This is a genomic window from Lachnoclostridium sp. An138, from assembly GCF_002160765.1.
Taxonomy (GTDB): Bacteria; Bacillota; Clostridia; order Lachnospirales; family Lachnospiraceae; genus Laedolimicola; species Laedolimicola faecalis.
The window spans coordinates 106,155-132,011 of the sequence record NZ_NFLF01000006.1; the positions used below are offsets into that span (position 1 = coordinate 106,155).

General features: G+C 51.9%; 22 protein-coding genes and 1 tRNA gene. 2 read left to right on the plus strand and 21 right to left on the minus strand.

The features are described 5' to 3' along the window. Positions 1–4 precede the first annotated feature (4 nt). The 4 genes from B5E82_RS07145 to B5E82_RS07160 are packed head-to-tail and all read right to left on the minus strand — an operon-like array spanning position 5 to position 2,761. On the minus strand, positions 5–793 hold the full coding sequence (locus tag B5E82_RS07145; protein ID WP_087306871.1) for an HAD family hydrolase: 789 nt from the start codon (positions 791–793) through the stop codon (positions 5–7). Then, complete coding sequence (locus tag B5E82_RS07150) at positions 790–1,464, minus strand: HAD family hydrolase (RefSeq protein WP_087306872.1); 675 nt, start codon at positions 1,462–1,464, stop codon at positions 790–792. Before B5E82_RS07150 ends, B5E82_RS07145 begins: the two co-directional genes overlap by 4 nt. Beyond that, the gene (locus B5E82_RS07155) at positions 1,461–2,066 is read right to left on the minus strand and encodes a Maf family protein (protein ID WP_087306873.1); all 606 of its coding nucleotides are present in this window, start codon (positions 2,064–2,066) and stop codon (positions 1,461–1,463) included. Before B5E82_RS07155 ends, B5E82_RS07150 begins: the two co-directional genes overlap by 4 nt. Next, positions 2,063–2,761, minus strand: a complete 699-nt coding sequence (locus B5E82_RS07160) for a LiaF transmembrane domain-containing protein (RefSeq protein ID WP_087306874.1) — start codon at positions 2,759–2,761, stop codon at positions 2,063–2,065. The genes B5E82_RS07155 and B5E82_RS07160 overlap by 4 nt, the downstream gene beginning before the upstream one ends. 259 nt (positions 2,762–3,020) lie before the next feature. Here B5E82_RS07160 and B5E82_RS07165 point away from each other — a divergent pair, with 259 nt between their 5' ends. Beyond that, a complete protein-coding gene (locus B5E82_RS07165; protein ID WP_087306875.1) occupies positions 3,021–3,287 on the plus strand; it encodes a hypothetical protein in 267 nt (88 codons plus the stop codon). A 1,050-nt stretch (positions 3,288–4,337) separates the two neighbouring features. On the opposite strand, the gene iadA is transcribed toward B5E82_RS07165, so the two are convergent. From iadA to B5E82_RS07220, 10 genes are all read right to left on the minus strand, one after another. Next, positions 4,338–5,522: a beta-aspartyl-peptidase gene (gene iadA / locus B5E82_RS07175; RefSeq protein WP_087306958.1), complete on the minus strand. Its 1,185-nt coding sequence runs from the start codon at positions 5,520–5,522 to the stop codon at positions 4,338–4,340. A 118-nt stretch (positions 5,523–5,640) separates the two neighbouring features. Continuing rightward, on the minus strand, positions 5,641–7,386 hold the full coding sequence (gene yfcC, locus B5E82_RS07180) for a putative basic amino acid antiporter YfcC (protein ID WP_087306877.1): 1,746 nt from the start codon (positions 7,384–7,386) through the stop codon (positions 5,641–5,643). A gap of 133 nt (positions 7,387–7,519) precedes the next feature. Further along, on the minus strand, positions 7,520–8,458 hold the full coding sequence (gene trxB / locus B5E82_RS07185) for a thioredoxin-disulfide reductase (RefSeq protein ID WP_164488685.1): 939 nt from the start codon (positions 8,456–8,458) through the stop codon (positions 7,520–7,522). Positions 8,459–8,493: 35 nt separating this feature from the next. After that, complete coding sequence (locus B5E82_RS07190) at positions 8,494–8,832, minus strand: thioredoxin family protein (protein ID WP_087306878.1); 339 nt, start codon at positions 8,830–8,832, stop codon at positions 8,494–8,496. 71 nt (positions 8,833–8,903) lie between these two features. After that, a complete protein-coding gene (pdxR, locus tag B5E82_RS07195; RefSeq protein WP_087306879.1) occupies positions 8,904–10,367 on the minus strand; it encodes a MocR-like pyridoxine biosynthesis transcription factor PdxR in 1,464 nt (487 codons plus the stop codon). Between the two features lie 12 nt (positions 10,368–10,379). Next, positions 10,380–12,047 carry a glutamine--tRNA ligase/YqeY domain fusion protein gene (locus tag B5E82_RS07200; protein ID WP_087306880.1) on the minus strand — a complete coding sequence of 556 codons (1,668 nt, stop codon included), beginning with the start codon at positions 12,045–12,047 and terminating at the stop codon, positions 10,380–10,382. A 126-nt stretch (positions 12,048–12,173) separates the two neighbouring features. Next, the gene (locus tag B5E82_RS07205; protein WP_087306881.1) at positions 12,174–13,124 is read right to left on the minus strand and encodes a D-2-hydroxyacid dehydrogenase; all 951 of its coding nucleotides are present in this window, start codon (positions 13,122–13,124) and stop codon (positions 12,174–12,176) included. A gap of 2 nt (positions 13,125–13,126) precedes the next feature. Beyond that, positions 13,127–15,364, minus strand: coding sequence for a DNA gyrase/topoisomerase IV subunit A (locus B5E82_RS07210; protein ID WP_087306882.1), 2,238 nt, complete (start codon positions 15,362–15,364; stop codon positions 13,127–13,129). Between the two features lie 27 nt (positions 15,365–15,391). Further along, a complete protein-coding gene (locus B5E82_RS07215) occupies positions 15,392–17,314 on the minus strand; it encodes a DNA gyrase/topoisomerase IV subunit B (protein ID WP_087306883.1) in 1,923 nt (640 codons plus the stop codon). Positions 17,315–17,386: 72 nt separating this feature from the next. Continuing rightward, positions 17,387–17,956 carry a hypothetical protein gene (locus tag B5E82_RS07220; protein WP_087306884.1) on the minus strand — a complete coding sequence of 190 codons (570 nt, stop codon included), beginning with the start codon at positions 17,954–17,956 and terminating at the stop codon, positions 17,387–17,389. Between the two features lie 283 nt (positions 17,957–18,239). On the opposite strand from B5E82_RS07220, the gene B5E82_RS07230 reads away from it, so the two are divergent. Continuing rightward, positions 18,240–18,311 (plus strand) — tRNA-Glu (locus B5E82_RS07230). Positions 18,312–18,522: 211 nt separating this feature from the next. On the opposite strand, the gene ybaK is transcribed toward B5E82_RS07230, so the two are convergent. From ybaK to B5E82_RS07265, 7 genes are all read right to left on the minus strand, one after another. Continuing rightward, entirely contained in the window at positions 18,523–19,011 is a 489-nt protein-coding gene (ybaK, locus tag B5E82_RS07235) for a Cys-tRNA(Pro) deacylase (protein WP_087306886.1), read from the minus strand. Next, the gene (gene putP / locus B5E82_RS07240) at positions 19,011–20,588 is read right to left on the minus strand and encodes a sodium/proline symporter PutP (RefSeq protein WP_087306887.1); all 1,578 of its coding nucleotides are present in this window, start codon (positions 20,586–20,588) and stop codon (positions 19,011–19,013) included. Before putP ends, ybaK begins: the two co-directional genes overlap by 1 nt. A gap of 100 nt (positions 20,589–20,688) precedes the next feature. After that, the gene (locus B5E82_RS07245; RefSeq protein ID WP_330398299.1) at positions 20,689–21,402 is read right to left on the minus strand and encodes a YoaK family protein; all 714 of its coding nucleotides are present in this window, start codon (positions 21,400–21,402) and stop codon (positions 20,689–20,691) included. A gap of 66 nt (positions 21,403–21,468) precedes the next feature. Continuing rightward, a complete protein-coding gene (locus tag B5E82_RS07250) occupies positions 21,469–22,026 on the minus strand; it encodes a Fe-S-containing hydro-lyase (RefSeq protein WP_191415947.1) in 558 nt (185 codons plus the stop codon). Beyond that, positions 22,026–22,868 (minus strand): fumarate hydratase, encoded by an 843-nt coding sequence (locus B5E82_RS07255; protein WP_087306889.1) that lies wholly within the window; start codon positions 22,866–22,868, stop codon positions 22,026–22,028. The genes B5E82_RS07250 and B5E82_RS07255 overlap by 1 nt, the downstream gene beginning before the upstream one ends. Positions 22,869–23,055: 187 nt before the next feature. After that, a complete protein-coding gene (locus B5E82_RS07260; RefSeq protein ID WP_087306890.1) occupies positions 23,056–24,219 on the minus strand; it encodes a permease in 1,164 nt (387 codons plus the stop codon). 30 nt (positions 24,220–24,249) lie between these two features. Then, complete coding sequence (locus B5E82_RS07265) at positions 24,250–25,854, minus strand: FAD-dependent oxidoreductase (protein ID WP_087306891.1); 1,605 nt, start codon at positions 25,852–25,854, stop codon at positions 24,250–24,252. Positions 25,855–25,857 lie beyond the last annotated feature (3 nt).

Here is a 25,857-nt window from a genome sequence, read left to right on the forward strand (position 1 = left end):
TTTCTCAGTCAAGAAGTGTCCGAAGCACTTTCAGCACTCCGTCATTTACATTGGTATCCGCCACGTATTTCGCGGCTTTCTTAACGGCATCGGCCGCATTGCCTACCGCATAACTTTCCGTGGCGCTTCGGATCATCTCCAGATCGTTGTGATTGTCGCCGAACACCATGGTCTCATCCGGGCTGATTTTCAGGATCTTCTGGATACTGCGGATCGCATTTCCCTTATTCGTATCCAGATTCATAAAATCCACCCAGATATCGCCCGACACTGCGCAGTGAAGACGGCTCTCCCAGCGTGGAATCAAAAGCTCCGCCACCTCCCGGATATTTTCTTTCCGATAGACAGCCATTTTATTGATACGCCGCCTGACGGCAAGCACATCCTCTTCCACTGTAATCCTGCTGCGGTAGCCGTCTCGTACCAGGCTGAGAAATTCCGGGTCGGAGCTTTCCGTATAAAATCCTTCCTTGGTATCCAGCGTAAAGCTGGCTCCCGGGATCTGGCGCACCTCGCGGACCCACTGGCAGACAAGCTCCCATTCCACCACCTGCTCCAGCATATCATACCCCCGGCAGCATACATAAGCTCCGTTTTCCGTAATAAAAATAATATCGTTTTTCACAGGCTCAAAAAGCTTTGACATGCTGGTATAATGCCGTCCGCTGGCCGCCGCAAACAAAATTTCCTTTTCCTTCAGCTTCCGGATTACCTGAAAAATCTCCGGATTGATCTGCGCGGTGCCCTCCGGAAGCAGCGTTCCATCAATATCACTGGCTATAAGCTTAATCATTTTCCAGACTCTTCCTTTCCGTAAATATCCGCAAGCTCACCGGCTTCTGAAACGATGCAGTCCGCTCCGTCTCTCAAAAGCTCCTCCTCTCCCCGGAATCCCCAGAGTACGCCGATGGTATACATGCCTGCCGCTTTTCCTGTCTTCATATCTGTACCCGTATCTCCCACATAGAGACATTCTCCCGGCGCCGCTCCAAGCCTTTCAGCCAGGTAAAGGGCCCCGTCAGGAGCCGGTTTTCTCGGAAACAGCTCCGACTGTCCCTGCACCAGGTCAAAATATCCCTCTCCAAAAACCTTCCTGATAACATCTATCGTATTGCCATGGGGCTTGTTCGACAGAACGGCCAGCTTTGCCCCCTGCTTTTTCAGACTCTCCAGCGCCTCCGGAATCCCCGGATAGGGCTTTACCGCATAGAGACAGCCCTCTTTAAAGTATTCCATATACCGCCGCTTGGCTTCCTCGAACCGGACTCCCTCTTCATCTCCTCCGAATCTCAGCAGACGGCGCATCAGCACATCTACCCCATCTCCTACAAATACCTTGTAATCCTCCAGGGATGCCTGACGCATCCCCAAGTCCGCAAGCATATGGTTTCCGCTCCAGGCGATAGACTCCACGCTGTCGCAGAGTGTTCCATCCAAATCAAAAATACAGGCACGGTAGCTCATGTCTCATCCTCCTCTTCCGGCTCCAGCAGATCGATTCCCTGCCGCAAAAGCTCCTGATAAAAGCGGGCCGCCGGAAAGCCCACCACATTCGTATATTCTCCGCGTATCTCCCGGATAAAAGGCATACAGCCTCCCTGAATCGCATAGGCTCCCGCCTTGTCCATGGGTTCGCCCGACGCCACATAGGAACGTATCCACTGTTCTGTCATGGGATACATGGTGACTTCCGTCCCTTCCGCGAAATGTACCAGAGTTTTCTTTGTCTCCGCATCAATCACCGCCACTCCTGTATATACCATGTGTGTATTCCCGGAGAGCATACGGAGCATGGCCGCCGCCTCTTCTTCATCCGCCGGTTTTCCGAGAATCCTGCCGTCATAAGCCACCACCGTATCAGAGCCAATGACCAGAGCCGCTTCCGTCTGACGGCCTGCAGCCTCCGAAGCCTTCTGAAGGGCCAGGGTTCTGACGGCTTCTTCCGGGTCTTCCGTCTCAAGCTTTTCTTCACCGGAACAGGGGCTGACCGTAAACATAAGACCCATCTGCTCCAGAATCTCTTTTCTTCTCGGTGAAGCCGACGCCAGAATCAGTTTTCTTTTCATTTTACAGTTACTCCTCCAAAGACACAGGTTGCATTAATATAAAGCGTATGGCAGGGAATCTCTGTGGGCGCCGGCGCCTTGTTGCTGACTCCGCCAAGCACAGGTACCGACATGACGCGGACCATCACATTGGACGGCACCAGAATATCAATTCCGCCGCATACAGCTGTAGCGTCTATCCGGATATCGCGCTCTATCACTGCCATCCGCAGATCCATTTCCACATTCCCGAAGACAGCATTGACCGTGGCGCCTTCAAAAACCTGTCCGCTGTAATCTGCTCTCCGTCCGGTAAATACTCCGGATACGTCGCTGCCCTCCGGTCCCTCCTTCTCATAGGGAATCTTATTGCCGTTCTGATCTTTGATATTTCGCTTTGTCCTGGTATTGGACAGCAGAATGCTGACACCTATCAGGATCAGAATCAGCGGAATCAAAAGGCGGCGAAGCAGACTCAAATCAATCACATCCCAGGCGCTTAACAAAAACGCGGCTCCGATAAGAAGCCCGGCCACATTTCCACCATTCGCCCCGCGCCGTATGAAACTGATCAGACAGGGAATAATAATAAACAGCGTCCACCAGCCCCGGAAAAACAGAGTGAATTCCCAAAAGCCAAGGGTATTGCCCGCGTAACCCACGCCAACCAGAATCAGCAGAAGGCCCCAGACGATATTGGAAATACGATTTTTCATTCTGCGCAAGTCCTTTCTGTTTCTGTCTTTCTTCTACAGTCTTTTATCTAATCCTTAATCTGCCGGCATCTCAGCGGCCGGCCTATCTAATAGAGTAATATATATTTTTTAGATTGACAATAAATTTTTAATATTTTTTTGCTTTTCTTTTTTCCTGTTCCGTATTACAATAGAGAAAAATTACCAAACGAGATCCCCGTTCTGAACACAGCAGACCGGAGTAAAAAAATCAAGAATTCCATGAAGGAGGAACCCTAATATGAAAAAGCTGTTTAAATTTGTCGGAACCGTGGCTGCCATAAGCGCCGTTGTAGCAGGAGGCGTAGCGCTTTACAAAAAGTTCTTTGCCCCGGAAGAAGATTTCAGTGATCTGGACGACGATTTTGACGATGAATTTGAGGAGGAAGATCTGGACAGCGAACCCCATACAGAAAGAGGATACGTCTCTCTGAACAATACCGCTGAGACAGTAAAGGAAAAGGCGGAAGAAGCAGGCGAGACGGTAAAGGAAGCGGCTGAAGAATAAAGACGCTTTCTGTATCCGTTGTTCGGACGTCTCACGGACGCATGTATGCTTCCGGACGGACCAAGGTCCGCCTGAATCACACATGCGTCCGCGAGAAGCCGGACACCAGGATATCAGAAAGCTTACGCGATGTCGCTCCGTTTAGATTTCAAATTGGCGTTTCCATATGTAATCATCGCAGAAATCATACAGGATCTTATTGAAAAAGGGCAACAAAAATCTCCGTCTCAGCAGAGATTATAAAGTCTTTCACATATATTTTACCTGGTATATTAAGAGTTCTCAGAATCATCCAGATTTTCAATACCATACTCGCATAAGATAATGACGAGCTGATTAACAAAAATATTCTTTTCCTGTGCAATACTTCCCAGCTTCTCAATAAGGAATACCGGAAGACGGAAAGTTCTGTTTTGATATTCCCTTTTATCTATTTTCAGCCTATCCGGCATCACAATTTCTCCCTATCTTCCCTGAAATTTATACGTACATTATAATTTTGAATTTAACGTTCAAATACATATCATATTACACATATATTTGCATGCAATCAAACAGAGGGAAGAATACCATGAAATTGCCAGAAGAAACCTAAGATAAAAAGAGTACTGCGGGAGAAGCTTTATGCCAGAATCAAAGAAGTATATGGCGAAGATGCCAGCTTCCGTCTGTATGCCTTTTTGTGTAGCACACTATTTATAATCCATGTGTAATGTGCAACTTTGATGCTTGATATCCCAGTATCCGTGAAACGTCCGCAAGGTGAATTGCTGCATAGCGGCAAGAGAAAACGGCCTTGAGCTATATACTAATAATTCCCATATCCACAGAATAAACGATTGAAGTAAACGGGCTGTCGGTTTTCTGATATCCCAGTGTCCGGCTTTTCGCGGACATCTGTGTGATTCAGGCGGACCTCGGTCCGTCCGGAAGCATACTGATGTCCGTGAAACGTCCGCAAGGTGAATTGCTGCAAAGCAGCAAGAGAGGGCGGCCTGGGCCGGACACGGGATACAGAAAACCGACAGCCCTCTTTCTTCTATCTTTTATTCATTTCTCAAAGGTTCCAAATACCAGCTGTTTCCCATCTTTCACCATCAGCTGTCCCTTCGCCATAACCGTCTTCAGCTCCAGCGTATCCTCTGTCAGAAGACAGATATCCGCGTCGAAGCCTTCCCGGATGCGGCCTTTCGCGCCCAGCTTCAGGATGGAAGACACATTTGAAGTAATTCCCTTCACTGCAATTTCCAGAGGAATTCCTTCTTTCAGAACGCATTCCCGCACTTCTTTGAGCAGACAGGAAGCCTTTCCTATGCCGATTCCCTGATATTCACCCTTTTCGTTGAAGACAGGCATGCTGCCCTGTCCGTCGGAGGAAATTGTGAAGCGGTCGCTGGATATTCCCATGTCCAGAAGTCTTGCTATGCCTCTGCATACCCGTACTTCATCACAGATAGTCTCCCAGTAATCAATATCTTCATTTCCGGTAAAATCAATGGTCCCGCCTTCTTTCGCAAACTGCAGGCAGACATCAAAAAGGCCCGCGTTCCGGTTCACATGGGTGGGGAGGAACTGAGAAGCCGGAATCTCTGTTTCATGGATCACCCGTTCAATCAGATCTATATGACGGGGACTGTCGCCCAGGTGGACATTGACAATTCCCGCCTTTCCGGAAAGCATGCCTGCCACACGGGCATCTGCCGCTATCCGGGCAAACTCTTCAAATGTGGGCTGGGAAGAACGGTGATCGGAAATCGCCACCTCACCGACTCCAATTACCTTGTCCAGCATCATGATATCTTTCATCAGGCTGTCTGTCAGCGTCTTCACCGGAACCCGGTAGGAGCCTGTATAGGCATAGGTGCTGATCCCTTCGTTTTCCAGCGCATGCGCCTTTGCCAGAAGCGCCGTCATATCCCTTCCTACGCTGTCCGTTCCGATACAGCCCGCCACGGTAGTAATACCGTTCATAATCAGATCCTTCAGTTCCGCTTCCGGAGTCCTGGTCTCAAAACCGCCTTCACCGCCGCCGCCCAGAATATGCTCATGACTGTCAATAAATCCCGGCACAGCCGCCATTCCTTCCCCGTCAAGCTCCTCCACTTCCAGGCTTCCGCCAAAATCTGCCTGCAGCTTTTCACCTACTGCCGCTATTTTTCCTCCAAGCACCAGAATATCCCTGACCCCGGCATATTCCGGCTGATATACCTTTGCATTTCTGATAAGTGTAACCATTGCCATTTTATTTCCCACCTTCTCTGTCTTTTTTCTGCCAAAACGCAGTCCGCAAATTGAAAGTCCGTGTACGGAGACCTTCGTCCCCGCACACGGATCTCTGATATCTGTGTCTGTATTACTGGAAATTGATTGCCACCGCGATGGCTATGAAAATCGTTCCCATCACAAAGAAGAATGCCTGCATCTTAATCTGGAATTTCGCCCAGGTACCCCAGTCAATTCTAGCCACACCCAGAACACCGATAAGGCTGGCTGATACCGGTGTAAAAGCATCCACAAAGCCTGCGCCCAGCTGATAAGCCAGAACCGCGATCTGACGGGAGACGCCTACCAGGTCCGCAAGCGGCGCCATAATCGGCATGGTAAGAGCCGCCTGTCCGGAATTGGAGGTTACCACCAGATTGAAAAGGCTCTGGAAAATGTACATAAACCATGCTCCGATGAAGGACGGGATTCCCTCCAGAGCGTTTCCAATTGCGTAAAGGATCGTATTCAGAGTAGAGTAAACGTCTGCGTCAGAACCTCCGAGCACCAGGAGGATTCCCTTTGCCATACCTACAACCACGGCTGTGCCTGCCAGATCGGCTACACCGCCCTGGAACGCGGAAGCCATGCCATTGATCGTCATGCCGTTCAGTTTGAAGATGATGGCGATCACGCCGGCCGCAAAGCCCATCACGAAGAACTGGGATGCGATCTCCGGAATGTAGAAGCCCTTCTGGGTAACACCCCAGACAATCCAGATCAGCACTGCCAGCATCTCCAGAAGAATGAGCTTATGGCCCAGATTAAATTCCTTTTCCTCCTCCGTTACGGAGCCCATACGGTCACGGAAGTAAGCGTCTCCCACGTAAACCACAGAATGCTGCGGATTTTTACGGATACGCTCCGCATATACCATAAGGAAGGCCGCGGACGCCAGCGTTACAACCACCCACATGGTCAGACGGAAACCAGCGCCGGACAGTACCGGAATGCCCGCAATACCCTGAGCCACCGCCACAGAGAACGGACTCATCCAGGATACCGCATTTCCCACCTGAGAAGCCACATAGGTTACAGTAACCGCCACGATGGAGTCATAGCCAAGCGCAATCACGAAAGGCACCATGATCATCGCAAACGGGATACATTCCTCTGCCATACCGAAGGTCGCGCCTCCCAGTGAAAACAGAATGAAGAACAGCGGAATCGCCAGTCTCTCAAGACCTTTGGTCTTCCGGATAAACGCGTAAATTCCCGCGTCAATCGCTCCGGTCTTCATAATGATACCGAAGGAACCGCCGATTACCAGAATCAGCGCGCACAAGCCTACAGCAGAACCGGAACGGTCACCTGTCACCAGACCTTCGAACACATAGTTCATGAATCCGAAGCCGCCGAAATCCTCGGTTCCCCAGACGCCTGCCGTCTTATGCAGCTTTTTGCTGGTATCATAAAACTCTTCCCCATACCGGGAATACATCTCGTCGTCGCTGATGCCGGCCGCGTCCAGATCTTCCTGTGTCCAGGCAGAGGAGTCTGTCTCCATCAGCGCCGCAAGTGCCTCGGAATCCACTTCCCACTCTTCCATCACAGCCTGATCCTGGCTGATCTCCGCGAGAGCGTCTGCCACAAAATCTGTATCCAGATTGTAGTAATAACGGAACGTATCTGCCATCAGGACAGTTCTTGTGGCTGTGCCGCCGTCAGCGTCCGTATATTCGATTGTGTGCGTGCTGAATTTTCCTGCCGGAATCAGATAAGTCAGAAGCCAGCAGACGATTACCACGAAAAAGATAATCGCATAGGTGTGAGGCGTCTTTAGCTTTGTATAGTCCTTTTTAGCCGGAGCCTGCCCGTTTTTTCTTTTGAAACTCATAACTTCTCTCCCTACTTGTTTATTATATGTGTATCATACATTGTAACCTATTGTATAAAAATACACAACAATTATTTACACATTCCGTCTTTTTTCCAGAAAGTCTTCTGCGGAAACCGGCAAAAAGCGCGCTTTACGCCTCTCCGGCCAGATACTGCTCCGCGCTCCAGGCAGCCATGGCCCCGTCCGCCGCAGCCGTAATCACCTGGCGCAGCTTCTTGGTCCGCGCGTCTCCGGCCGCAAACACACCCGGAACATTGGTACACGTGCTCTCGTCCGCAATGAGATATCCTGCCTCATCCATGGACACCTGTCCTTCGAAAAGCTTTGTATCCGGAATCCGTCCGATAGACACAAAAAGGCCGTCCAGAGAGAGCTCTCTCTTCTCTCCAGTCCCCGTATCTGTCAGCACCACGCCCGTCAGCCGCTTGTCCGCAAGAAAGCCGGTCACTCGGCTGTTCCAGATCAGCTCCACACTGCTTCCAAAAAGCGCATCCTGATAAACCTTTGCCGCGCGCAGTGCGTCTCTTCTGTGAATCAGATAGACCTTTGCGCAGATCCGTGAAAGCAGAAGGGCGTCTTCCACCGCCGTATTCCCACCGCCATAGACAGCCACGGTCTTGTCCTTATAAAACATCCCGTCACAGGCCGCGCAGTAAGCTATGCCCCGTCCCGCCAGCCGTTCCTCACCTTCTATGCCTGTCTTGCGGGGATAGGCTCCTGTGGCCAGAATGACCGCGCGGGCTTTGAATTCCTTTTTTCGTGTCCTCACAGCCTTCACCGGACCGGAAAGCTCCACAGACTTCACCTCTGCAAACTGATTTTCCGCTCCAAAACGCAGGGCTCCCTTCTGCATCCTTTCGCCCAGTTCAAAGCCGCCGATTCCTTCAGGAAAACCAGGATAATTGTCTATCTGATCCGTATTGGTCATCTGTCCTCCCGGAGAAAGCTTTTCCAGCACAAGCACGGAAAGCCCGCTCCGCACCGCGTACAGAGCAGCCGTATATCCTGCCGGTCCGCCTCCGATGACAATCACATCATAAATTCTTTCTTCCACATTTTTGTCTTCCATATATCTCTCCCTTCCAAAGCCCGTTTTTTCCGGAACTACAGGCTGACGCCATTCTCCTCCAGCCACTCTTCGATTGCGTCTCTGGAACCGGGAGCTACCAGCTCTTCCCCCGCCTGTTCCCCATTCCGGAAAAGAATCAGACTCGGGATTCTCTCCACGCCGAAACGGTCTGCCAGCGCTTCCTGCTCATCCACATTGACCTTGCCAACCACAAGGTTTCCTTCCGTATCTTCCGCAAGCTCCTCCACAGCCGGCTCGATCCGGCGGCAGTATACGCACCAGGGCGCCCAGAAATCCACCAGTACCGGAAGCGCAGACTGCAGCACCTCTTTTTCAAAATTTTCTGCTGTAATTGTCAAAATGGTTTCGCTCATTTGTCGTTCCTCCTTATGAAGCGGATCTTTGTCCGCCTTATTTACTTAAAGTATTTCCATTCATTTTTCTTTTATTTCCGCAGCTGCCTCGCTGACTGTCCTCCTGCTTCTCCAGCCTGCCGCGGAGAATTTGGCTTCCAGGCTTTTACAAGCCGCGTAGCCGCTTCCAGCAGCTCTTCCTCCGTAAGCGTCGCATAGCCCAGAAGCACCGCCGGATTTCTCATTTTCTCTCCGGAACCGTCGATGGTATATTCTGAAAGTGGATATACCCGGACTCTCTGCTCCTCTGCCCTGCGGATTACCTCCGCTTCCGTCATTCCGTTCTGAAATTCAACCAGAAGGTGTACTCCCGCATGTTCTCCCGTAACACGGACGCTTCCGGACAGTTTTTTCAGTTCTCCCAGCAGAATATCATGCTTTCTGCCGTAAATGCGGCGCATCCGGTTCAGGTGGCGCTCAAAATATCCTTCCTGAATGAAATGATGCAGGATCATCTGATCCGTGCGGGACACTGTGGAAGAAAAACGCCTCAGTCTGTCTTCCGCCTTCTCCAGAAGCCGCTCCGGCAGCACCAGATAGCTGATTCGTATGGCCGGCGCTATGGACTTGGAAAACGTCCCAATATAAATGACCCGGCCGTTCCGATCCGCTCCCTGCAGCGCCGGAACCGGCTTTCCCTTATACCGGAACTCACTGTCATAGTCATCTTCGATCAGATAACGCCCTTCCTTTCCGTAGGCCCACTTCAAAAGCTCCATCCGCCGGCTGATAGGCATGACAATCCCCAGCGGGTACTGGTGGGAGGGCATCACATAGGCTGTATCCGCCCCGGAATCCTCCAGTTCTTCCACGCGCATTCCCCGCGCGTCCATGGAAACCGTGGTGAGAGAGAATCCCAGCTGTTCAAAAATCCGGTAGGCGTGTTTATAGGTAGGACTTTCCATGGCTACCCTGCGCCCGGTCCCGAGTATTACGGAAAGCAGCATCAGAAGATAATCATTTCCGGCCCCAAGCACCACCTGCTCCGGCCGGCAGCTGACGCCTCTGGCCTGATGCAGATAGCGGCTGATTGTCTCCCGAAGCTCCCATTCTCCTTTCGGATCGCCCAGCTGAAACAACTCCCTGCTGTCATCCAGCAGAACATTTCTGGTCAGTCTGCGCCATACATCAAAGGGGAAGCTTTCCAGATCAATGCCATTCGGCGTCAAATCAAAATCCCAGGCAGAGGTTCCGGCAGGTCTCTTTTCCCGTACCGGCTCTTTCCCCGCGTCCAGGCTGTAAAGTCCTTCTATCCGGCACACATAATAGCCTCTGCAGGGAACCGCTTCCAGATAACCCTCCGACACCAGCTGCTCATAGGCCAGTTCCACCGTGCTGCGGCTCACCTCCAGAGACGCCGATAAAGATCGACTTGAGGGCAGCCGCTCTCCTGCGCGCAGCTGCCCTTTCTGAATATCGTGTTTGATATAGCTGTATATCTGCTCATACAGAGGCTCTTTTGTATCCGGATCAAGACCGATCGCAAGCTCCCTCATTCCGGATTCCCCTTATGCTTTCGGAAGCTTGAAGGAGCTCTTCAGTGACACAATCCGGTTGAACACCAGCTTCTCCGGAGTGGTATCCTTTGCATCCACACAGAAAAAGCCATTCCGCACAAACTGGAAGCTGTCATAAGGCTTTGCGTCCTCAAAACCGGGCTCCAGATAGGCATTCTCTACCACCGTCAGGGAATTGGGATTCAGATTCAGGCTTCCATCCTCGTTGTACACGCCCTTTTCCTCATCAATGATGTTCTCATAAAGGCGTACCTGGGCCGTGATCGCATAAGGCGCCGGAACCCAGTGAATGGTGCCTTTCACCTTGCGGCCCGTAAATCCGCTTCCGGCCTTTGTCTCCGGATCGTAGGTGCAGTGCACCTCGACGACCTTTCCGGTCTCGTCCTTCACAAAGCTCTCGCATTTTACGAAATACGCATGCATCAGGCGGACCTCATTGCCCGGAAACAGCCGGAAATATTTCTTCGGCGGCTCCTCCATAAAGTCCTCGCGTTCAATATAAAGCTCCCGGCAGAAAGGAATCTTTCTGCTTCCCAGCTCCTCGTTTTCCAGGTTATTGGCAGCGTCCAGATATTCTACCTGTCCTTCCGGATAATTATCGATCACCAGCTTAATCGGGTCCAGCACAGCCATCAGACGGGGGCGCTTCAGCTTCAAATCCTCGCGGATGCAGTACTCCAGCATGGCATAGTCCACCGAGGACTGGCTCTTGGAGATTCCACAGAGCTCCACAAACATCTTAATGGATTCCGGCGTAAAGCCCCGGCGCTTCAGGGCGGCGATGGACACCAGACGGGGATCATCCCAGCCGTCCACAATGCCTTCTTCCACCAGCTTCTTGATATAACGCTTTCCTGTGACCACGTTGGTCAGATAGAGCTTAGCAAACTCAATCTGGCGGGGCGGCACAGGATACTCCAGCTCACGGACTACCCAGTCGTAAAGAGGACGGTGATCCTCAAATTCCAGCGTACACAGGGAATGCGTGATGCCCTCGATAGCGTCTTCTATCGGATGCGCGAAATCATACATGGGATAGATGCACCATTTGTCTCCCGTATTGTGATGAGTCATATGCGCCACCCGGTAAATCACCGGGTCCCGCATATTCATATTCGGAGAAGCCATGTCAATCTTTGCCCGGAGCACCTTCTCTCCGTCCGCGTACTTTCCTTCCCGCATCTCCTCAAAAAGCTGCAGATTCTCCTCCACGCTCCGGTTCCGGTAAGGGCTCTCCTTTCCCGGTTCGGTCAGCGTTCCCCGGTACTCCCGGATCTCCTCCGCAGTCAGGTCGCAGACATAGGCTTTTCCCTTCTTAATCAGCCTGACAGCCGCCTCATACATCTGTTCAAAATAGTCGGACGCAAAAAAGAGACGGTCCTCCCAGTCCGCGCCCAGCCACTGCACGTCCGCCTTGATGGATTCCACAAATTCGATCTTTTCCTTCGTGGGATTCGTGTCATCAAACCGGAGATTAAATTTTCCTCCGTATTTTTTCGCGATTCCGTAATTCAGCAGAATCGCTTTGGCATGTCCGATATGCAGATATCCGTTGGGCTCCGGCGGAAAACGCGTATGAACCGTATCATAGACACCCTCCGCAAGATCCTTGTCTATCATCTGCTCAATAAAATTTCTACCAGTCGTTTCGTTCTCCATAACGTCTCCTCGCTTCTCTCACAGTATATTGATTTCCGGTTCAGCTCCGCCAGAACTGCCGGCTGAACAGTCAGGTATTTTGGCAAAATCATACCACAGCTTTCCCATATTGGCAAGTGCGGCGTTTCACATGCGGTATCCGGTCTTCCGGTCAATTACATTCCGGAGCGGCCTCTTTACCAGATAACATTCCAGATTTTCGATGCAGATATTCAAAATCTTCTCCAGTGTCTCCGGCAGAGAGAATCTTCCCGACACATGCGGCGTCAGAATCACATTGTCCATATCCCAGAGCGGATGTTCCGAAGGCAGAGGCTCCGGATCTGTCACGTCCAGACACGCGCCTGCGATACGCCCTTCCCGAAGGGCCTTCGTCAGCGCTTCCGTATCCACCGTCATACCGCGTCCCACATTCAGAACCACCGCGTTTTCCTTCAGCATCGCTATTCGTTCCTCATTCAACATATGATATGTCCCCTCATATCCCGGCAGACAGAGGGCCACAATATCTGCTTTCGGAAGCTGCTGTTCCAGCCGTTCCAGCGTAAAAAGATCATCCACGCCCTCGGGCTTTCTGGCCTCCCGGCGCTTGATTCCCACGGTACGGCATCCCAGCCCTTTCATTTTCCGGGCAAAGGCTGTTCCGATATCCCCCAGGCCAATCACCAGCACCCGGCTGCCTTCTATCAGGCGGACATTTCCTTCCTCTTTCCAGATGTGCGCCCGCTGGTTTGCCGCATACAGATTCAGCTTCTTCTGAAGCTCAAAAAGCATTCCTATCATATGCTCGGAAATCGCCAGTCCGTAGGCTCCCGTAGCGTTCGTCAGGAGGACCTCCTCCGGAAGCGCCCCGTCACAGTAGCCTTCCGTACCCGCATTGTTCAGCTGCAGCCATTTCAGCTTTCCGGCATAGGCCAGAAGCTCTTGCGGCACGTTCCCCAGAATTACTTCCACATCGGAAATCGTCTCTTTCGTCAGCTCTTCCGGCAGGCAGTACACAAATTCCTGATGCCGGAAATTCTGTTCCAGTTTTTCTTTCTGCCTTTCATTCAGAGGCAGCGCCACCAAAATCTTCATATTCAGTTCCTCACCTTTGTTCCCTTTGTATCGCGGCTTCCGGGCTTCAGCTTATTCAGTACCAGCGGCTTTTCTCTGTATTCCACTGCCTGTTCTGTCCCCGGATGGTAGAGATACACAGCCTCCAGAGAGTCTTTTTCTCCCAGCCGCATGCCGCGTACGCCCAGAGCTCCCTTCTTCTTTTCCGGCACTTCCCCAATTCCGAAACGGAGGAAATACCCTTCTCTGCTCTGAAGCACCACCTGCTCGCTTCCGTCTGTGACCGCCACTTTCAGTACCGCGTCGCCTTCCGCAAGCTTTGTGGCAGCCACCGTCCTTTTATTGGTCTCAAACTCGCTTCCATCTACAATTTTCAGCATACCGTTTCTGGTAGCGAAAAACAGCTTTTTGTTCTTCAGCTCCTCCATGCTTCCGATTCCCGTCATCTGCTCTTCACTGCTGTTGTAATTGCTGAGATTGTCAATGGGAGACCCTTTGTCCCGGAATTTTCCAAAAGGAAGATCCAGCACCTTGATCGTATGAAGCTTTCCGGTATCTGTAAATACGCAGATTCTTCCTGTATTCATACAGGGGAATACGTATTTGTTTTCACTGTCGGCCGCTTCTTTGTTCCGCTCGTACACCGTCATATCGATGGTTTTGGCATATCCGAAGCGGTCCATCAGGAACATGACCGGCATCTCTTCGATCTTCTTTTCTTCGAGAACAATCTCCTCCGCATTTTCCACAGAAGTCCGTCTCGGCCTGGAGAATGCCTTCCTGACAGCGTCCATCTCCCGGATAATCACCCGGGTCATGCTGTCGTGATTCTCCAGAATATCTTCATATTCCGCGATATTCTTCAGAGTCTTCTTGTTTTCCTCTATGAGAGCCTGAATCTCCAGACCAATGAGCCGGTACAGGCGCATCTCCAGAATCGCGTCCGCCTGGCGCGGCGTAAAACGCAGTTTGGAAGCCCGCTTTCTGGAGGCTTCTGATTTGAAACGGATTCCCTCCGTGGCGCCTTCAGTCAGACAGGCCTTTGCTTCCTTTACATTCCGGCTGCCCCTTAAGATCTCGATAATCAGATCGATGACGTCGCAGGCTTTGATCAGGCCTTCCTGAATCTCTCTCTTCTCCTGCTCCTTCGCAAGAAGCGTCCGGTATTTTCTGGTAGTCAGCTCATACTGGAATTCGATATAGTACTCCAGAATCTGCTTCAGTCCCAGGGTCTCCGGTCTTCCGTCAGCCACCGCCAGCATATTCACGCCGAAGGTATCCTCCAGGCGGGTCTTCTTATAAAGCAGATTCTTCAGTGCCTCCGTATCGCTCCCCTTTTTCAGCTCCAGCACAATGCGGATGCCTTCTTTGGAGGACTGATTGGAAATATCAGTGATTTCCGGCACTTTTCTGGTCTCAACCAGAGAGGCCACATCGTTTAAGAATTTTCCGATATTGGCTCCTATCATGGTATAGGGGATCTCTGTGATCACAAGCTGCTCTTTTCCGCCTTTCAGCTTCTCCACCTCGACCCGGCCCCGGATCTTGATCTTTCCGGTTCCGCTCTCATAAATCGCCGGCAGCTCATCCTTGTTCACCACGATGCCCCCTGTGGGGAAATCAGGCCCCGGCATCAGCTTCAGCAGCTTTTCTGTCGTGATGTCCGGATTTTTCAGATAAGCCTTGGCCGCGTCAATGACCTCGCCCAGATTGTGAGGCGGAATATTGGTGGCCATACCTACAGCAATTCCGTCGGAGCCATTTACCAGAAGGTTCGGCACACGGGCAGGCAGCACCACCGGCTCTTTTTCATTCTCATCAAAATTGGGGACAAAGTCTACCACATCCTTGTCCAGATCTGCCAGGAACGCTTCCTGGGTCACTCTCTGCAGCCTGGCCTCCGTATAACGCATGGCCGCGGCTCCGTCGCCCTCAATGGAACCGAAATTACCATGGCCGTCCACCAGCGGCAGCTCCTTTTTAAAATCCTGCGCCATGACCACCAGGGCCTCGTAAATGGAGCTGTCCCCGTGGGGATGGTATTTACCCATGGTATCGCCGACGATTCGGGCGCATTTCCGGTAGGGCCGGTCCCAGCGGATTCCAAGCTCATACATGTCATAGAGCGTTCTGCGCTGCACAGGCTTCAGGCCGTCCCGCACATCCGGCAGCGCGCGGGAAATGATGACGCTCATGGCGTAGTCTATATAGGATTTCTGCATCAAATCCGAATATTCAGTACGTATAATCTGTTCTTCCATAATTCCTCCCTGCCTGTCTCAGCTATCCTACACATCCAGCTCCGCATCGCAGGCATGTTCGTAGATAAAGGCCCTCCGCGGCGGCACCTCTGTTCCCATCAGCATCTCCGTCACACCGGAAGCCATGCGGGCGTCCTCAATCTCCACTCTTTTCAGAATCCTCGTCTCGGGATTCAGTGTGGTCTCCCAGAGCTGCTCCGGGTCCATCTCTCCAAGTCCCTTGTATCTCTGCAGCGTAAAGCTTCCCTTATGCTTCTTCCGGTAGCGCTCCAGCGCCTTATCATCATACAGATATTCTTCCTGTCCCCGGGCCGGCATGGCTTTATAGAGCGGAGGCATGGCAATATATACATGGCCTTCGTAGATAAGTTCCGGCATAAACCGGTAGAAAAGCGTCAGCAGCAGTGTGGAAATATGAGCGCCGTCCACGTCCGCATCGGCCATAATCACGATTTTATCATACCGAAGTTTTGTGATATCAAAATCGTTGCCGTAGCCTTCCGAAAATCCACAGCCGAAGGCATTGATCATGGCCTTGATCTCCGCATTGGCCAGGACCTTGTCAATGCTGGCCTTCTCCACGTTCAGGATCTTTCCGCGGATGGGCAGAATCGCCTGAAAGTTCCGGTCGCGGGCTGTCTTGGCGGAGCCCCCTGCAGAGTCTCCCTCTACAATAAAAATCTCACACTTTGAAGCGTCCCTGCTCTCGCAGTTGGCAAGCTTTCCATTGGAGTCAAAAGAATATTTCTGCTTTGTCAGCAGGTTCGTCTTGGCCCGTTCTTCGGTCTTCCGAATCTTCGCGGCCTTTTCCGCGCAGCCGATAACATTCTTCAGAGTCTCCAGGTTCCGGTCAAAATACCGGACAATCTCGTCGCCTGTCACTTTGGATACGGCCCTCGACGCATCCTGGTTGTCCAGCTTCGTCTTGGTCTGTCCCTCAAACCGGGGAGAAGGATGCTTGATGGAAATAACGGCCGTCATGCCGTTTCTCACGTCGGCTCCCGTAAAGTTCGCGTCCTTTTCCTTCAGGATTCCCAGCTCCCTGGCATAATTATTTATGACCGTGGTGAAGCTGGTCTTGAAACCTGTCAGATGGGTTCCGCCCTCCGCGTTATAAATATTATTACAGAAGCCCAGCACATTCTCATGAAACTCATTGACGTACTGAAAGGCTCCTTCCACCACGATGCCTTCTGATTCTCCCTTAAAATAAATGACATCATGAATCTTTTCTTTATTTTTATTCAGATCCTCCACAAAGCCTATGATTCCATTTTCCTCATGGAACTCTACATGCTCGGTCTCCTCTCCTCTGCGATCCTCAAAGATGATCGTCAGTTCCGGATTCAGATAGGCCGTCTCATGAAGGCGGCTCTTGACCTCCTCCGCCTGAAATCTGGTCTTCTCAAAAATCTCCGGGTCCGGGAGGAAATTGATCTTTGTCCCGGTCTCCTTCGTCCTGCCGATGACAGGCAGCAGGCCGTTCTCCAGCTCTATGGTCGGCACGCCCCGTTCATAATGATCGTGATGGATGTACCCGTCCCGGCTCACTTCGATATCCAGATAAGTGGACAGGGCGTTTACCACCGAAGAACCTACGCCGTGAAGGCCGCCGCTGGTCTTGTATACAGAATCATCAAATTTACCGCCCGCATGCAGGGTCGTAAACACCAGCCGCTCCGCCGACACGCCCTTGGCATGCAGATCGACCGGGATTCCACGGCCGTTATCTGACACGGTGCAGGAGCCGTCCTTCTCCAGATATACGTAAATGCGGGAGCAGAAGCCCGCCAGATGCTCGTCCACGGAATTGTCCACGATCTCATAAATCAGGTGGTTCAATCCCTTTCTGGACACGCTTCCGATATACATGCCCGGTCTCTTCCGAACAGCCTCCAGACCTTCCAGAACAGAGATGCTGTCCGCGTCGTAGGTAGTTTTCTTTGTCATATTACGTTCACTCCCGATATATTCAAACAAATGTTCTGATTTCTTCTTAACCAGAACAGTATACCACAACATCTAGTGGTTTGACAAACGTATTTTTTCTAATTTTCCCTGAAGAAGGGCAAGATACACGCAGGTACTGAAGGTTACAAACATTTCAAGCAGGCTCGACACCATTCCGGCCCGGAAATAAATCCATGCGGAAACCGCCGCCACCGACAGCTGAAATCCTTTCAGCCCCCTAAGTCTTATTCCCTCCTTCCTCTCCGCTACATGAAGAAGCCGGTAAAGGCATATAAACAGAGCCGCCGCTCCGCCAAAAGAAGCCCAGACATGAAGGCGGGAAAGAATCGGAACCTTCCGCGGCAGATACGGCAGCCCGATTCCGCACAGGAAAAGCGCCAGAGCAATGAAAAGGCTGAGTTCCGTCCATCTGTCTTCATACCTGCCAAGCTTCAGCAGATCTCTCACATACAGATAAAAATAGTTTCCGGTGACCGCACCCCAGAGAAGGAAAATCCCCCTTTGCCCTTCCCTGTTTCCTATTACTGAAAAATTCACCGCCGTCAGGCTGTTCCCTGCCGCCAGCAGAAACGTCAGAGCCGGAATCACAAAAAATGAACAGAAATCATAATGTTTCCCCAATGCCGGTCAACTCCTTGTCCCCTGTTTTTACAGGAAGTATATTCTGCCTCTTAGTATGCGGATGGTTCCTGCCTTTCAGCAAAGCAAGTTCTGGAAAGCTGCAATTCCGGAATTCCAGGCCATTTTTCAGGCTTCCGGAAGCCCTGTGAAAAGCACGGATGAAAGACAGATGAAAAATATGATGAAAAATATTATATTTTTTGAAAAAAAAGCTTGCAAAATGTCTGCGCCTAGTATATACTAAGCAAGTCGGCAGGCAGGACAGTAAAAAGCCTGAGGTTATGGTCGATTGGTCAAGCGGTTAAGACGCCGCCCTCTCACGGCGGAAACAGGGGTTCGATTCCCCTATCGACTGCTGAAAAGCTCCTGAATTTCAGGAGCTTTTTTGTTGTATCAGAAATGTCCCGCTATACGGCCGGATATTTGACTTTGCGTGGAAACTCTTTGCCATATGCAATAGAGTAAAAAGGATATCAGAAATGCCGTTTCGGCATCTCCGATATCCTTTTTCTATGTCTTTCTATGTTACCCTCAGTTGACAAGGACACACAGACAGAGTCAAACCGTCAGATTATCACATCCGCAAAACTTCCACCCGCAGCCTTCATCAAATCTTCCGGCGAAAGCTCCATCTGGGAGCCTCGTCTTCCGCCGCTGACCATGACCTTCGGCAGCTTCAGCGCGCTCTCATCCATGACCACCGGAAACTGCTTTTTCATCCCGATGCAGGTACAGCCGCCCCGGACATAACCGGTCAAATCCGTCAGTTCCTTCAGGGGCAGCATCTCTATGGCTTTCTCGTGCACGGCTTTTGCCGCCTTCTTCAGATCCAGCTCCGCCTCGATCGGTATCACAAATACATAGTGTTCTCTGCTCTTTGCCACCGTCACCAGAGTCTTGTATACAAGCTCATGGGGCTGCCCGAGAGCATCCGCCATGGTGACTCCGTCCATAAATTCTTCACAGTCGTAGGTATGGACCGCATATGGGATCTTTTTCTGCTCCAGAATGCGCATGGCATTGGTCTTCACATCTTTTTCCTTATGCTTTGCCATCAGTCAAGCGCCTGCTTTCCCGCTGCCAGCTCGAACTCTTTTTCAATCTCACCGGAGGGCGCCTCTGTGGCAAGCGATACCACTACAATTACGATACAGGAAATCACAAAGGCCGGGAACAGCTCGTAAATTCCGAAAATTCCGCCCATGGGCTTTAAAAGCAGATTCCATACAAACACCATCACTCCGCCGGAAAGCATACCGGCAATCGCTCCCGGACGGTTGATGCGCTTCCAGAAGAGAGAAAACAGCATAACCGGTCCAAAGGTAGCTCCAAATCCGGCCCACGCAAAGGATACAATATTAAAGATAACACTGTCCTCATCCCAGGCGATTATCATGCCTACCACCGCAATCAGAAGCAGCATGATTCTTGACAGATTCATAACCTTTTTATCATCCGCCTGATTCTTTTTCAGGATTCCCTCATAAAGATTCTTGGAAACAGCGGATGCCGCAATCAGCAGGTAAGAGTCCGAAGAGCTGATGGTGGCCGCCAGAATTCCAGCCATGATAATTCCCGCCAGCACTGCCGGAAGCAGCGCCTGGGACAGCACGACAAATACGTTTTCCGCTCCGCTGGCGGTAGCAAGCGTCTCCTCAACCGGATACAGCGAGCGTCCGATGATACCGATGATAACCGCAGCCGCCAGAGAAATCACGCACCATATGGTTGCGATTCTTCTGGACTGTTTCAGCTCTCCCTCTTTGCGGATGGCCATAAAACGAAGCAGAACCTGGGGTACGCCAAAGTATCCAAGTCCCCAAGACAGCGTGGAGATAATGGTGAGGAAACCGTAGCTTCCGGCCTCTCCAAACAGCGGAACGCCGCCCGCTGCCTGCTGTACGCCCGCCGCGTCAGTCACTGGCGTCGCCTGCGCGGTCAGAGAAAGATAACCCGGAATCTGTGCCGCGTTTTCAATCACATTACCCAGGCCGCCTGCCGCATTCGTCCCCAGAATCAGGATCGTAAGCAGGGCAATCACCATAACCACTGCCTGCATGAAATCGGAAGCGCTCTCAGCCAGGAAGCCGCCGATAAAGGTATAAACCAGTACGAAAACAGCGCCCGCAATCATCATGGAATGATAGGAGGTTCCGAACAGGGTCGAGAACAGCTTGCCGCAGGTCACGAAGCAGCTTGCCGCGTATACGGTAAAGAATACCAGAATAAAAAGCGCGGAAATTCCCAGAATCACTTTCTTTTTTTCATGAAAACGGTTGCTCAGGAAATCCGGAATGGTAATGGAATCTCCCGCCACCGCTGAATAGCGCCGCAGTCTCTTTGCCACAATCAGCCAGTTCACATAGGTGCCAAGCGCCAGACCGATGGCTGTCCAGGCTGCGTCCGCAAGACCGCACCAGTAAGCCACTCCGGGAAGTCCCATCAGAAGCCAGCCGCTCATATCTGAGGCTTCCGCGCTCATGGCAGCCACCCAGGGACCCAGGGATCTTCCGCCCAGGAAATAGTTTTCCGAGTTTGCCTGCGCCCGCTTTGCGAAATACAGGCCGATTCCGATGACTACCAGCATATAGCCGATCATCGCCAAAAGTATCTTCAGTGTATCACCTGACATAACATTACTCCCTTGCTTTATAAATTTCTGTCCATTTTAACATTTTTTTTACGGCCTGTAAAGAAAAACCCTTCTTTGTCCTCTGCCGCGATTTCCTGATTCAGGTTTTGCAGTCCTGATTCTGCGGTTCTTCTGTCTGGTCAGCCGGAGGGATGAACATGATCGCAAAGACTGCCAGAAGCAGGAAACAGGCCACCAGCACAGACTTTTCCAGAAACCGTCTGGTCAGAGCCGTTCCCGCAACGGCTCCTATGATAAAGAAGAAAATGATGCCATAGTACTGAAGACTTTTATTCCTCGCCTTTTTATCCTTATTTATATTATAGTAAAAAAGCTGTTCCGTAGCGCTGCGGAGATTACCGGTGCACATGGTTGTGGCATAGGCGCTGCCATGAAGCAGGCGGAAGCTCTCTACCTGCATGGAGCATACGAAGGAAACCAGTGTATTGACAATATCGTCATAACGCCCGGACGGCACAAAGGCAATCACAAGAAGCACCGCGAATTCCAGGGCAATTACTATCTGTCTCCAGTGAAGCCCTGAATTGTAGCGGTATTTTTTCCGCACGGCTTCTGTCAGCAGAATTCCGGCCATAAACGCCAGAATCGGACAGATATAGGACCAGATCTGTTCCCAGTTTCCATCCGCCGCGCTGATGCCCAGAAGGACAATATTTCCCGTCTGGGCATTCGCAAACACTCCGCCTCTGCAGATATATGTGTATACGTCCAGAAAGCCTCCGGCCACAGCCAGAAGCACTCCCACAATATAGGATTCCGAAGCCTTTTCCAGGTGTATTTTCATACCTTCCATACCTTTTTCCTTACTCTGAAAAAGGGCCGCCGCAGGGTTTTCTCTCCGCGCCGGCCCCATGATGCCTTATTTCTTTGCTGCCAGATAAGCTGCTTTTCCTTCCTCGTAAAGGTTTCTTCCCTCGCTGTCAATGATGACTACCAGAGGCATCTCCTCCACATAAAGCTTCCGAAGGGCTTCCGCCCCCAGATCTTCATAGGCAATCAGCTCACATTTTTTGATGCATTTTGCAAGCAGGGCGCCTGCTCCGCCAATGGCTCCAAAGTAAACTCCATGATATTTTTTCATGGCCTCGACCACTTCCGGAAGCCTCGCTCCCTTTCCGATCATCCCCCGGGCGCCCACGGACATCAGTGTCGGCGCGTAAGCGTCCATACGGCCGCTGGTGGTGGGGCCTGCGCTTCCGATGACCTGGCCCGGCTTGGCCGGCGTGGGCCCTACATAATAGATGGTCGCGTCTGTGGGGTCAAAGGGAAGCTTTTCTCCCTTTGCAAGGGTCTCGCACATCCGCTTATGGCCTGCGTCTCTGGATGTATAGATCGTCCCGGTCAGATAGACCGTATCTCCCGCGTGAAGGGTATCCGCAAGCTCCTCTGTAAGAGGAAGAGTAATATGCTTTTCCATCAAATCACCTCCGTCTTATGGCGCGTCACATGGCAGTTGATATTGACCGCACAGGGCATGCCCGCAATATGAGTCGGCATGGTTTCAATATTTAAAGCCAGAGCCGTAGTCCGTCCTCCAAAGCCCTGGGGGCCGATTCCCAGCTGGTTGATTTTCTCCAGCATCTCTTCTTCAAGAGCCGCGTAATAGGGATCGGGATTTCTCTCCTCCGTGCTGCGCATCAGAGCTTTCTTCGCAAGAAGAGCGCACTTATCGAAGGTGCCTCCGATTCCCACGCCCACTACCATAGGCGGACATGGATTGGGTCCCGCGTTTTCCACCGTCTCCAGGATAAAATCCTTGATGCCCTCGATCCCGGCGGAGGGCTTGAACATCCGGATCGCGCTCATATTTTCGCTTCCGAAGCCCTTGGGTCCTACCGTCACCTTTATCTGCTCTCCCGGCACAATTTCCGTGTACAGCATGGCCGGCGTATTGTCTCCCGTATTTCCCCGGCGCACCGGATCGCGCACGACGGATTTCCGGAGATATCCTTTGTCATAGCCCCGGCGTACGCCTTCATCTACCGCTTCCCGTAAATCACCGCCCGTAATATGTACGTCCTGGCCAATCTCCAGGAAGACACAGGCCATTCCCGTATCCTGGCAAATGGGAACCTTCTCCTCTCCCGCAATCTCAAAATTTGTGATAATCTGGTCCAGAACTCCCTGGGCGATCTCCCAGTCCTCACATGCGCGGCAGCGATGAATCGCGTTTTTGATATCCTCAGGCAGCTGTTCATTCGCCTCAATACACAGACGCTCCACCACGTCCGTAATCTGCTGTGCCTGAATTTCCCGCATAGTTTTCACCTCCATATAATGATAATGTATCAGCCTGTCTTATATTGTATCACAGTTTCTGTTCCTGTGCAGTCTCTTTTCGCATTAAACCATCCGTAATCCCCTGCTCCTGCGCAGCTTTTTCCCGCATTAAGCCACGCGCAGCTCGGCTCCGCTTCGCTTCGTCTCGCTCCCGGCTTGCGGGACGCTACAGGAAAATCCCGATAAACTGGCTGGCCAGAACCACTGAAACCAGCGCTATGGGATAGGTGGCCGCATAGGCGCTCGCCACATCGTCTGTCTCTGCCACACGGATCAGCGTGCCAAGAGCAGGCGTGCTGGTCATGCCGCCGCAGATGGACCCCAGCGTATTGAAAAGATTCAGGTGCAGCACTTTCACGGCAAAGAAATAGCCGATGAACATGGGAATCAGCGTCATCAAAGCTCCGTAGAGGAACAGCATAACACCATGCTCCTTCAGAATCTCCACAAAGCCTGCGCCAGCCTGAGAACCGGCTCCCAGAAGGAACAGGGCAAGGCCGAATTCTCTAAGGCACTCCAGCACATGCTTCTCCACCTGCACGCTCAATCGTCCGAAATGGCCGAAATGGCCCAATATAAGTCCCGCAATCAGCGGTCCGCCGGAAGTCCCCAGCGCAAACACGGCGCCGCCCGGAAGAGGTATCTCGATCTTTGCCAGAATGATTCCCAGAGCAATCGCCAGTGAAAATGGGAAGAATCCCATACTGTCCGCGTAAAACAGCTCTTCTTTTTTCGTCTTGTGGTACTCTTCCACCTCCACGCCTGCCGCCGCTTCAAATTTCGCCCGTTCTTCGGCCATATCCACTTTCAGAATTTTGGGCACCAGCTGTACAAAAAGCACCACCCCCACTACGCCAAAGGGATATGCGATTCCATAACCTACAGAAGCCGCGTCAGAGCCTGTGGCCTCCAGCGCCGCCGCCAGTCCCGGCGTGCTGGTAAGCGCTCCGGTCATCATTCCCACGCTGATATCCGTAGGAATTCCAAACACTTTGATGACCGCCACACAGACAAGCGCTCCTGCCGCAATCACCAGAATTCCGAGCAGAATATAGGAAGCCGCATTGCTTTTAAAATTCCGGAAGAATTTCGGACCCGCAATAAAGCCCACCGAGGTCACGAAGCAGATCAGTCCCAGCTCCCGCACCAAATCCGGAATCTCCACGCCGAAATGGCCAAAGACCAGAGCCACAAGCAGGATACCCGCGGTCCCAAGCTCAAGACCGCAGATTTTGATACTTCCTACCAGATACCCGATGACAGCAATCAAAAACACCATCATCAGCGTATTGGAAAATACATTCTCCTGAAACCATTGTATTACCCCCATATGTCATTCCCTCCTGTCGTGTCCTGCTGTCTATCTCGGCATACTGAATGTATAGTTCGGCAGCAGCATCGGTGATACGCTTCCTGTATGCAGGCCGGCTGCCTCCAGCTCCTCCGCGTATTTCTGCAGATGGTCAAGATTCATTTTCCCAAGCTCCACCTCTTTGGCTCTGGCCGCGGCAGCCTTTCCCGCATTGCGTCCAAATACAATGATGTCGAGCAGGGAATTTCCCATCAGACGATTTCTTCCGTGGATGCCTCCCACAGCCTCTCCCGCCACAAGCAGATTCGGAATCACCTTGGTAAAGCCGTCTCCCCCGATTTCCAGCCCTCCGTTCTGATAATGGAGCGTAGGATAAATCAGAATCGGCTGTTTTCTCATATCAATGCCGTAATTCAGGAACATCCGCAGCATGGCGGGAATTCTCTTTTCAATGGTTCCCTCCCCATGAAGCATCTCTATCATGGGCGTATCCAGCCAGATTCCCCAGCCCGTGGGAGTCTTGACGCCCTTCCCTCTCTCGGTACATTCCCGGATAATGGAAGCCGCTGATACGTCTCTTGTCTCCAGCGGATGCATAAATGCCTCTCCATCTGCATTTACCAGCATCGCTCCTACGGAACGCACCTTCTCCGTCACCAGCGCTCCAAAGATCTGCGCCGGGTACGCCGCTCCGGTGGGATGATACTGAATCGTATCCTGGTAGAGAAGCGGGGCTCCGGCCCGGTATCCCATAACCAGCCCGTCTGCTGTAGCGCCATAGTGATTGGAAGTGGGGAAATTCTGATAATGAAGCCGTCCCGCTCCTCCTGTGGCAATGATCACCGTCTTTGCGCGGGCAACCTTATATTCTCCTGTCTCCATGTTCTGCAGAACAGCTCCTGCCACCTGGCCTCTGTCATCCTTAATCAGCTCTACCGCCGCCGTAAAATCCACCACCGGAATCTGGCGGTTCCAGACTTCGTCACGAAGTACCCGCATGATCTCTGCTCCGGAATAATCTTTGCAGGCGTGCATTCTCTTTCTGGAAGTTCCGCCGCCATGAGTCGTGATCATCCGTCCGTCCTTATCTTTGTCAAACATCACGCCCAGATCATTCAACCACTGGATGGCATCCGGAGCCTCCATGACCAGGCGGCGCAGCAGCTCCGGTCTTGCCGCGAAATGTCCGCCGCCAAAAGCGTCCAGATAATGGCGCTGGGGAGAATCGTTTTCCTTGTCCGCCGCCTGAATGCCTCCTTCCGCCATCATGGTATTGGCATCCCCGATACGGAGCTTTGTCACCATCATGACATCCGCGCCGGCCGCCTGCGCTTCCAGCGCCGCCGAAGCTCCCGCTCCGCCGCCGCCGATGACCAGCACTTCCGCGTCGTAGTCGACCTTATCCAGATTGATCGGCACATTTAAAATGCGGCTGTTGGAGTGAAGCAGCGTTCCCAGCTCAAAGGGCGCCTTTTCTCCCTTATTCGGTCCTACCTTGATCTCCTGGAAGCCGTCGGTCCGGTAATCCGGGTGGAATCTGCGCAGCAGCTCGTCCTTTTCCTCCGCCGTCATTCTCCTGGGCTCCACGCCCAGGCGCTGCGCTCTGGTGGCTTCCACCTTTTTAATTGATTCCAGCATCTCCGCTGTATACATATC

Coding starts and splice junctions, on each gene's coding strand:
- pdxR (WP_087306879.1), bottom strand. CDS start 10,367: ATGAGGGAGCTTGCGATCGGTCTTGATCCGGATACAAAAGAGCCTCTG.
- B5E82_RS07145 (WP_087306871.1), bottom strand. CDS start 793: ATGATTAAGCTTATAGCCAGTGATATTGATGGAACGCTGCTTCCGGAG.
- iadA (WP_087306958.1), bottom strand. CDS start 5,522: ATGGTTACACTTATCAGAAATGCAAAGGTATATCAGCCGGAATATGCC.
- trxB (WP_164488685.1), bottom strand. CDS start 8,458: ATGGAAGACAAAAATGTGGAAGAAAGAATTTATGATGTGATTGTCATC.
- B5E82_RS07155 (WP_087306873.1), bottom strand. CDS start 2,066: ATGAAAAGAAAACTGATTCTGGCGTCGGCTTCACCGAGAAGAAAAGAG.
- B5E82_RS07160 (WP_087306874.1), bottom strand. CDS start 2,761: ATGAAAAATCGTATTTCCAATATCGTCTGGGGCCTTCTGCTGATTCTG.
- B5E82_RS07165 (WP_087306875.1), top strand. CDS start 3,021: ATGAAAAAGCTGTTTAAATTTGTCGGAACCGTGGCTGCCATAAGCGCC.
- B5E82_RS07150 (WP_087306872.1), bottom strand. CDS start 1,464: ATGAGCTACCGTGCCTGTATTTTTGATTTGGATGGAACACTCTGCGAC.
- B5E82_RS07265 (WP_087306891.1), bottom strand. CDS start 25,854: ATGTATACAGCGGAGATGCTGGAATCAATTAAAAAGGTGGAAGCCACC.
- B5E82_RS07205 (WP_087306881.1), bottom strand. CDS start 13,124: ATGAAGATTTTGGTGGCGCTGCCTCTGAATGAAAGGCAGAAAGAAAAA.
- putP (WP_087306887.1), bottom strand. CDS start 20,588: ATGTCAGGTGATACACTGAAGATACTTTTGGCGATGATCGGCTATATG.
- B5E82_RS07255 (WP_087306889.1), bottom strand. CDS start 22,868: ATGCGGGAAATTCAGGCACAGCAGATTACGGACGTGGTGGAGCGTCTG.
- B5E82_RS07245 (WP_330398299.1), bottom strand. CDS start 21,402: ATGGAAGGTATGAAAATACACCTGGAAAAGGCTTCGGAATCCTATATT.
- B5E82_RS07200 (WP_087306880.1), bottom strand. CDS start 12,047: ATGGAGAACGAAACGACTGGTAGAAATTTTATTGAGCAGATGATAGAC.
- yfcC (WP_087306877.1), bottom strand. CDS start 7,386: ATGAGTTTCAAAAGAAAAAACGGGCAGGCTCCGGCTAAAAAGGACTAT.
- B5E82_RS07210 (WP_087306882.1), bottom strand. CDS start 15,364: ATGGAAGAACAGATTATACGTACTGAATATTCGGATTTGATGCAGAAA.
- B5E82_RS07215 (WP_087306883.1), bottom strand. CDS start 17,314: ATGACAAAGAAAACTACCTACGACGCGGACAGCATCTCTGTTCTGGAA.
- B5E82_RS07260 (WP_087306890.1), bottom strand. CDS start 24,219: ATGGGGGTAATACAATGGTTTCAGGAGAATGTATTTTCCAATACGCTG.
- B5E82_RS07190 (WP_087306878.1), bottom strand. CDS start 8,832: ATGAGCGAAACCATTTTGACAATTACAGCAGAAAATTTTGAAAAAGAG.
- ybaK (WP_087306886.1), bottom strand. CDS start 19,011: ATGGCAAAGCATAAGGAAAAAGATGTGAAGACCAATGCCATGCGCATT.
- B5E82_RS07250 (WP_191415947.1), bottom strand. CDS start 22,026: ATGGAAAAGCATATTACTCTTCCTCTTACAGAGGAGCTTGCGGATACC.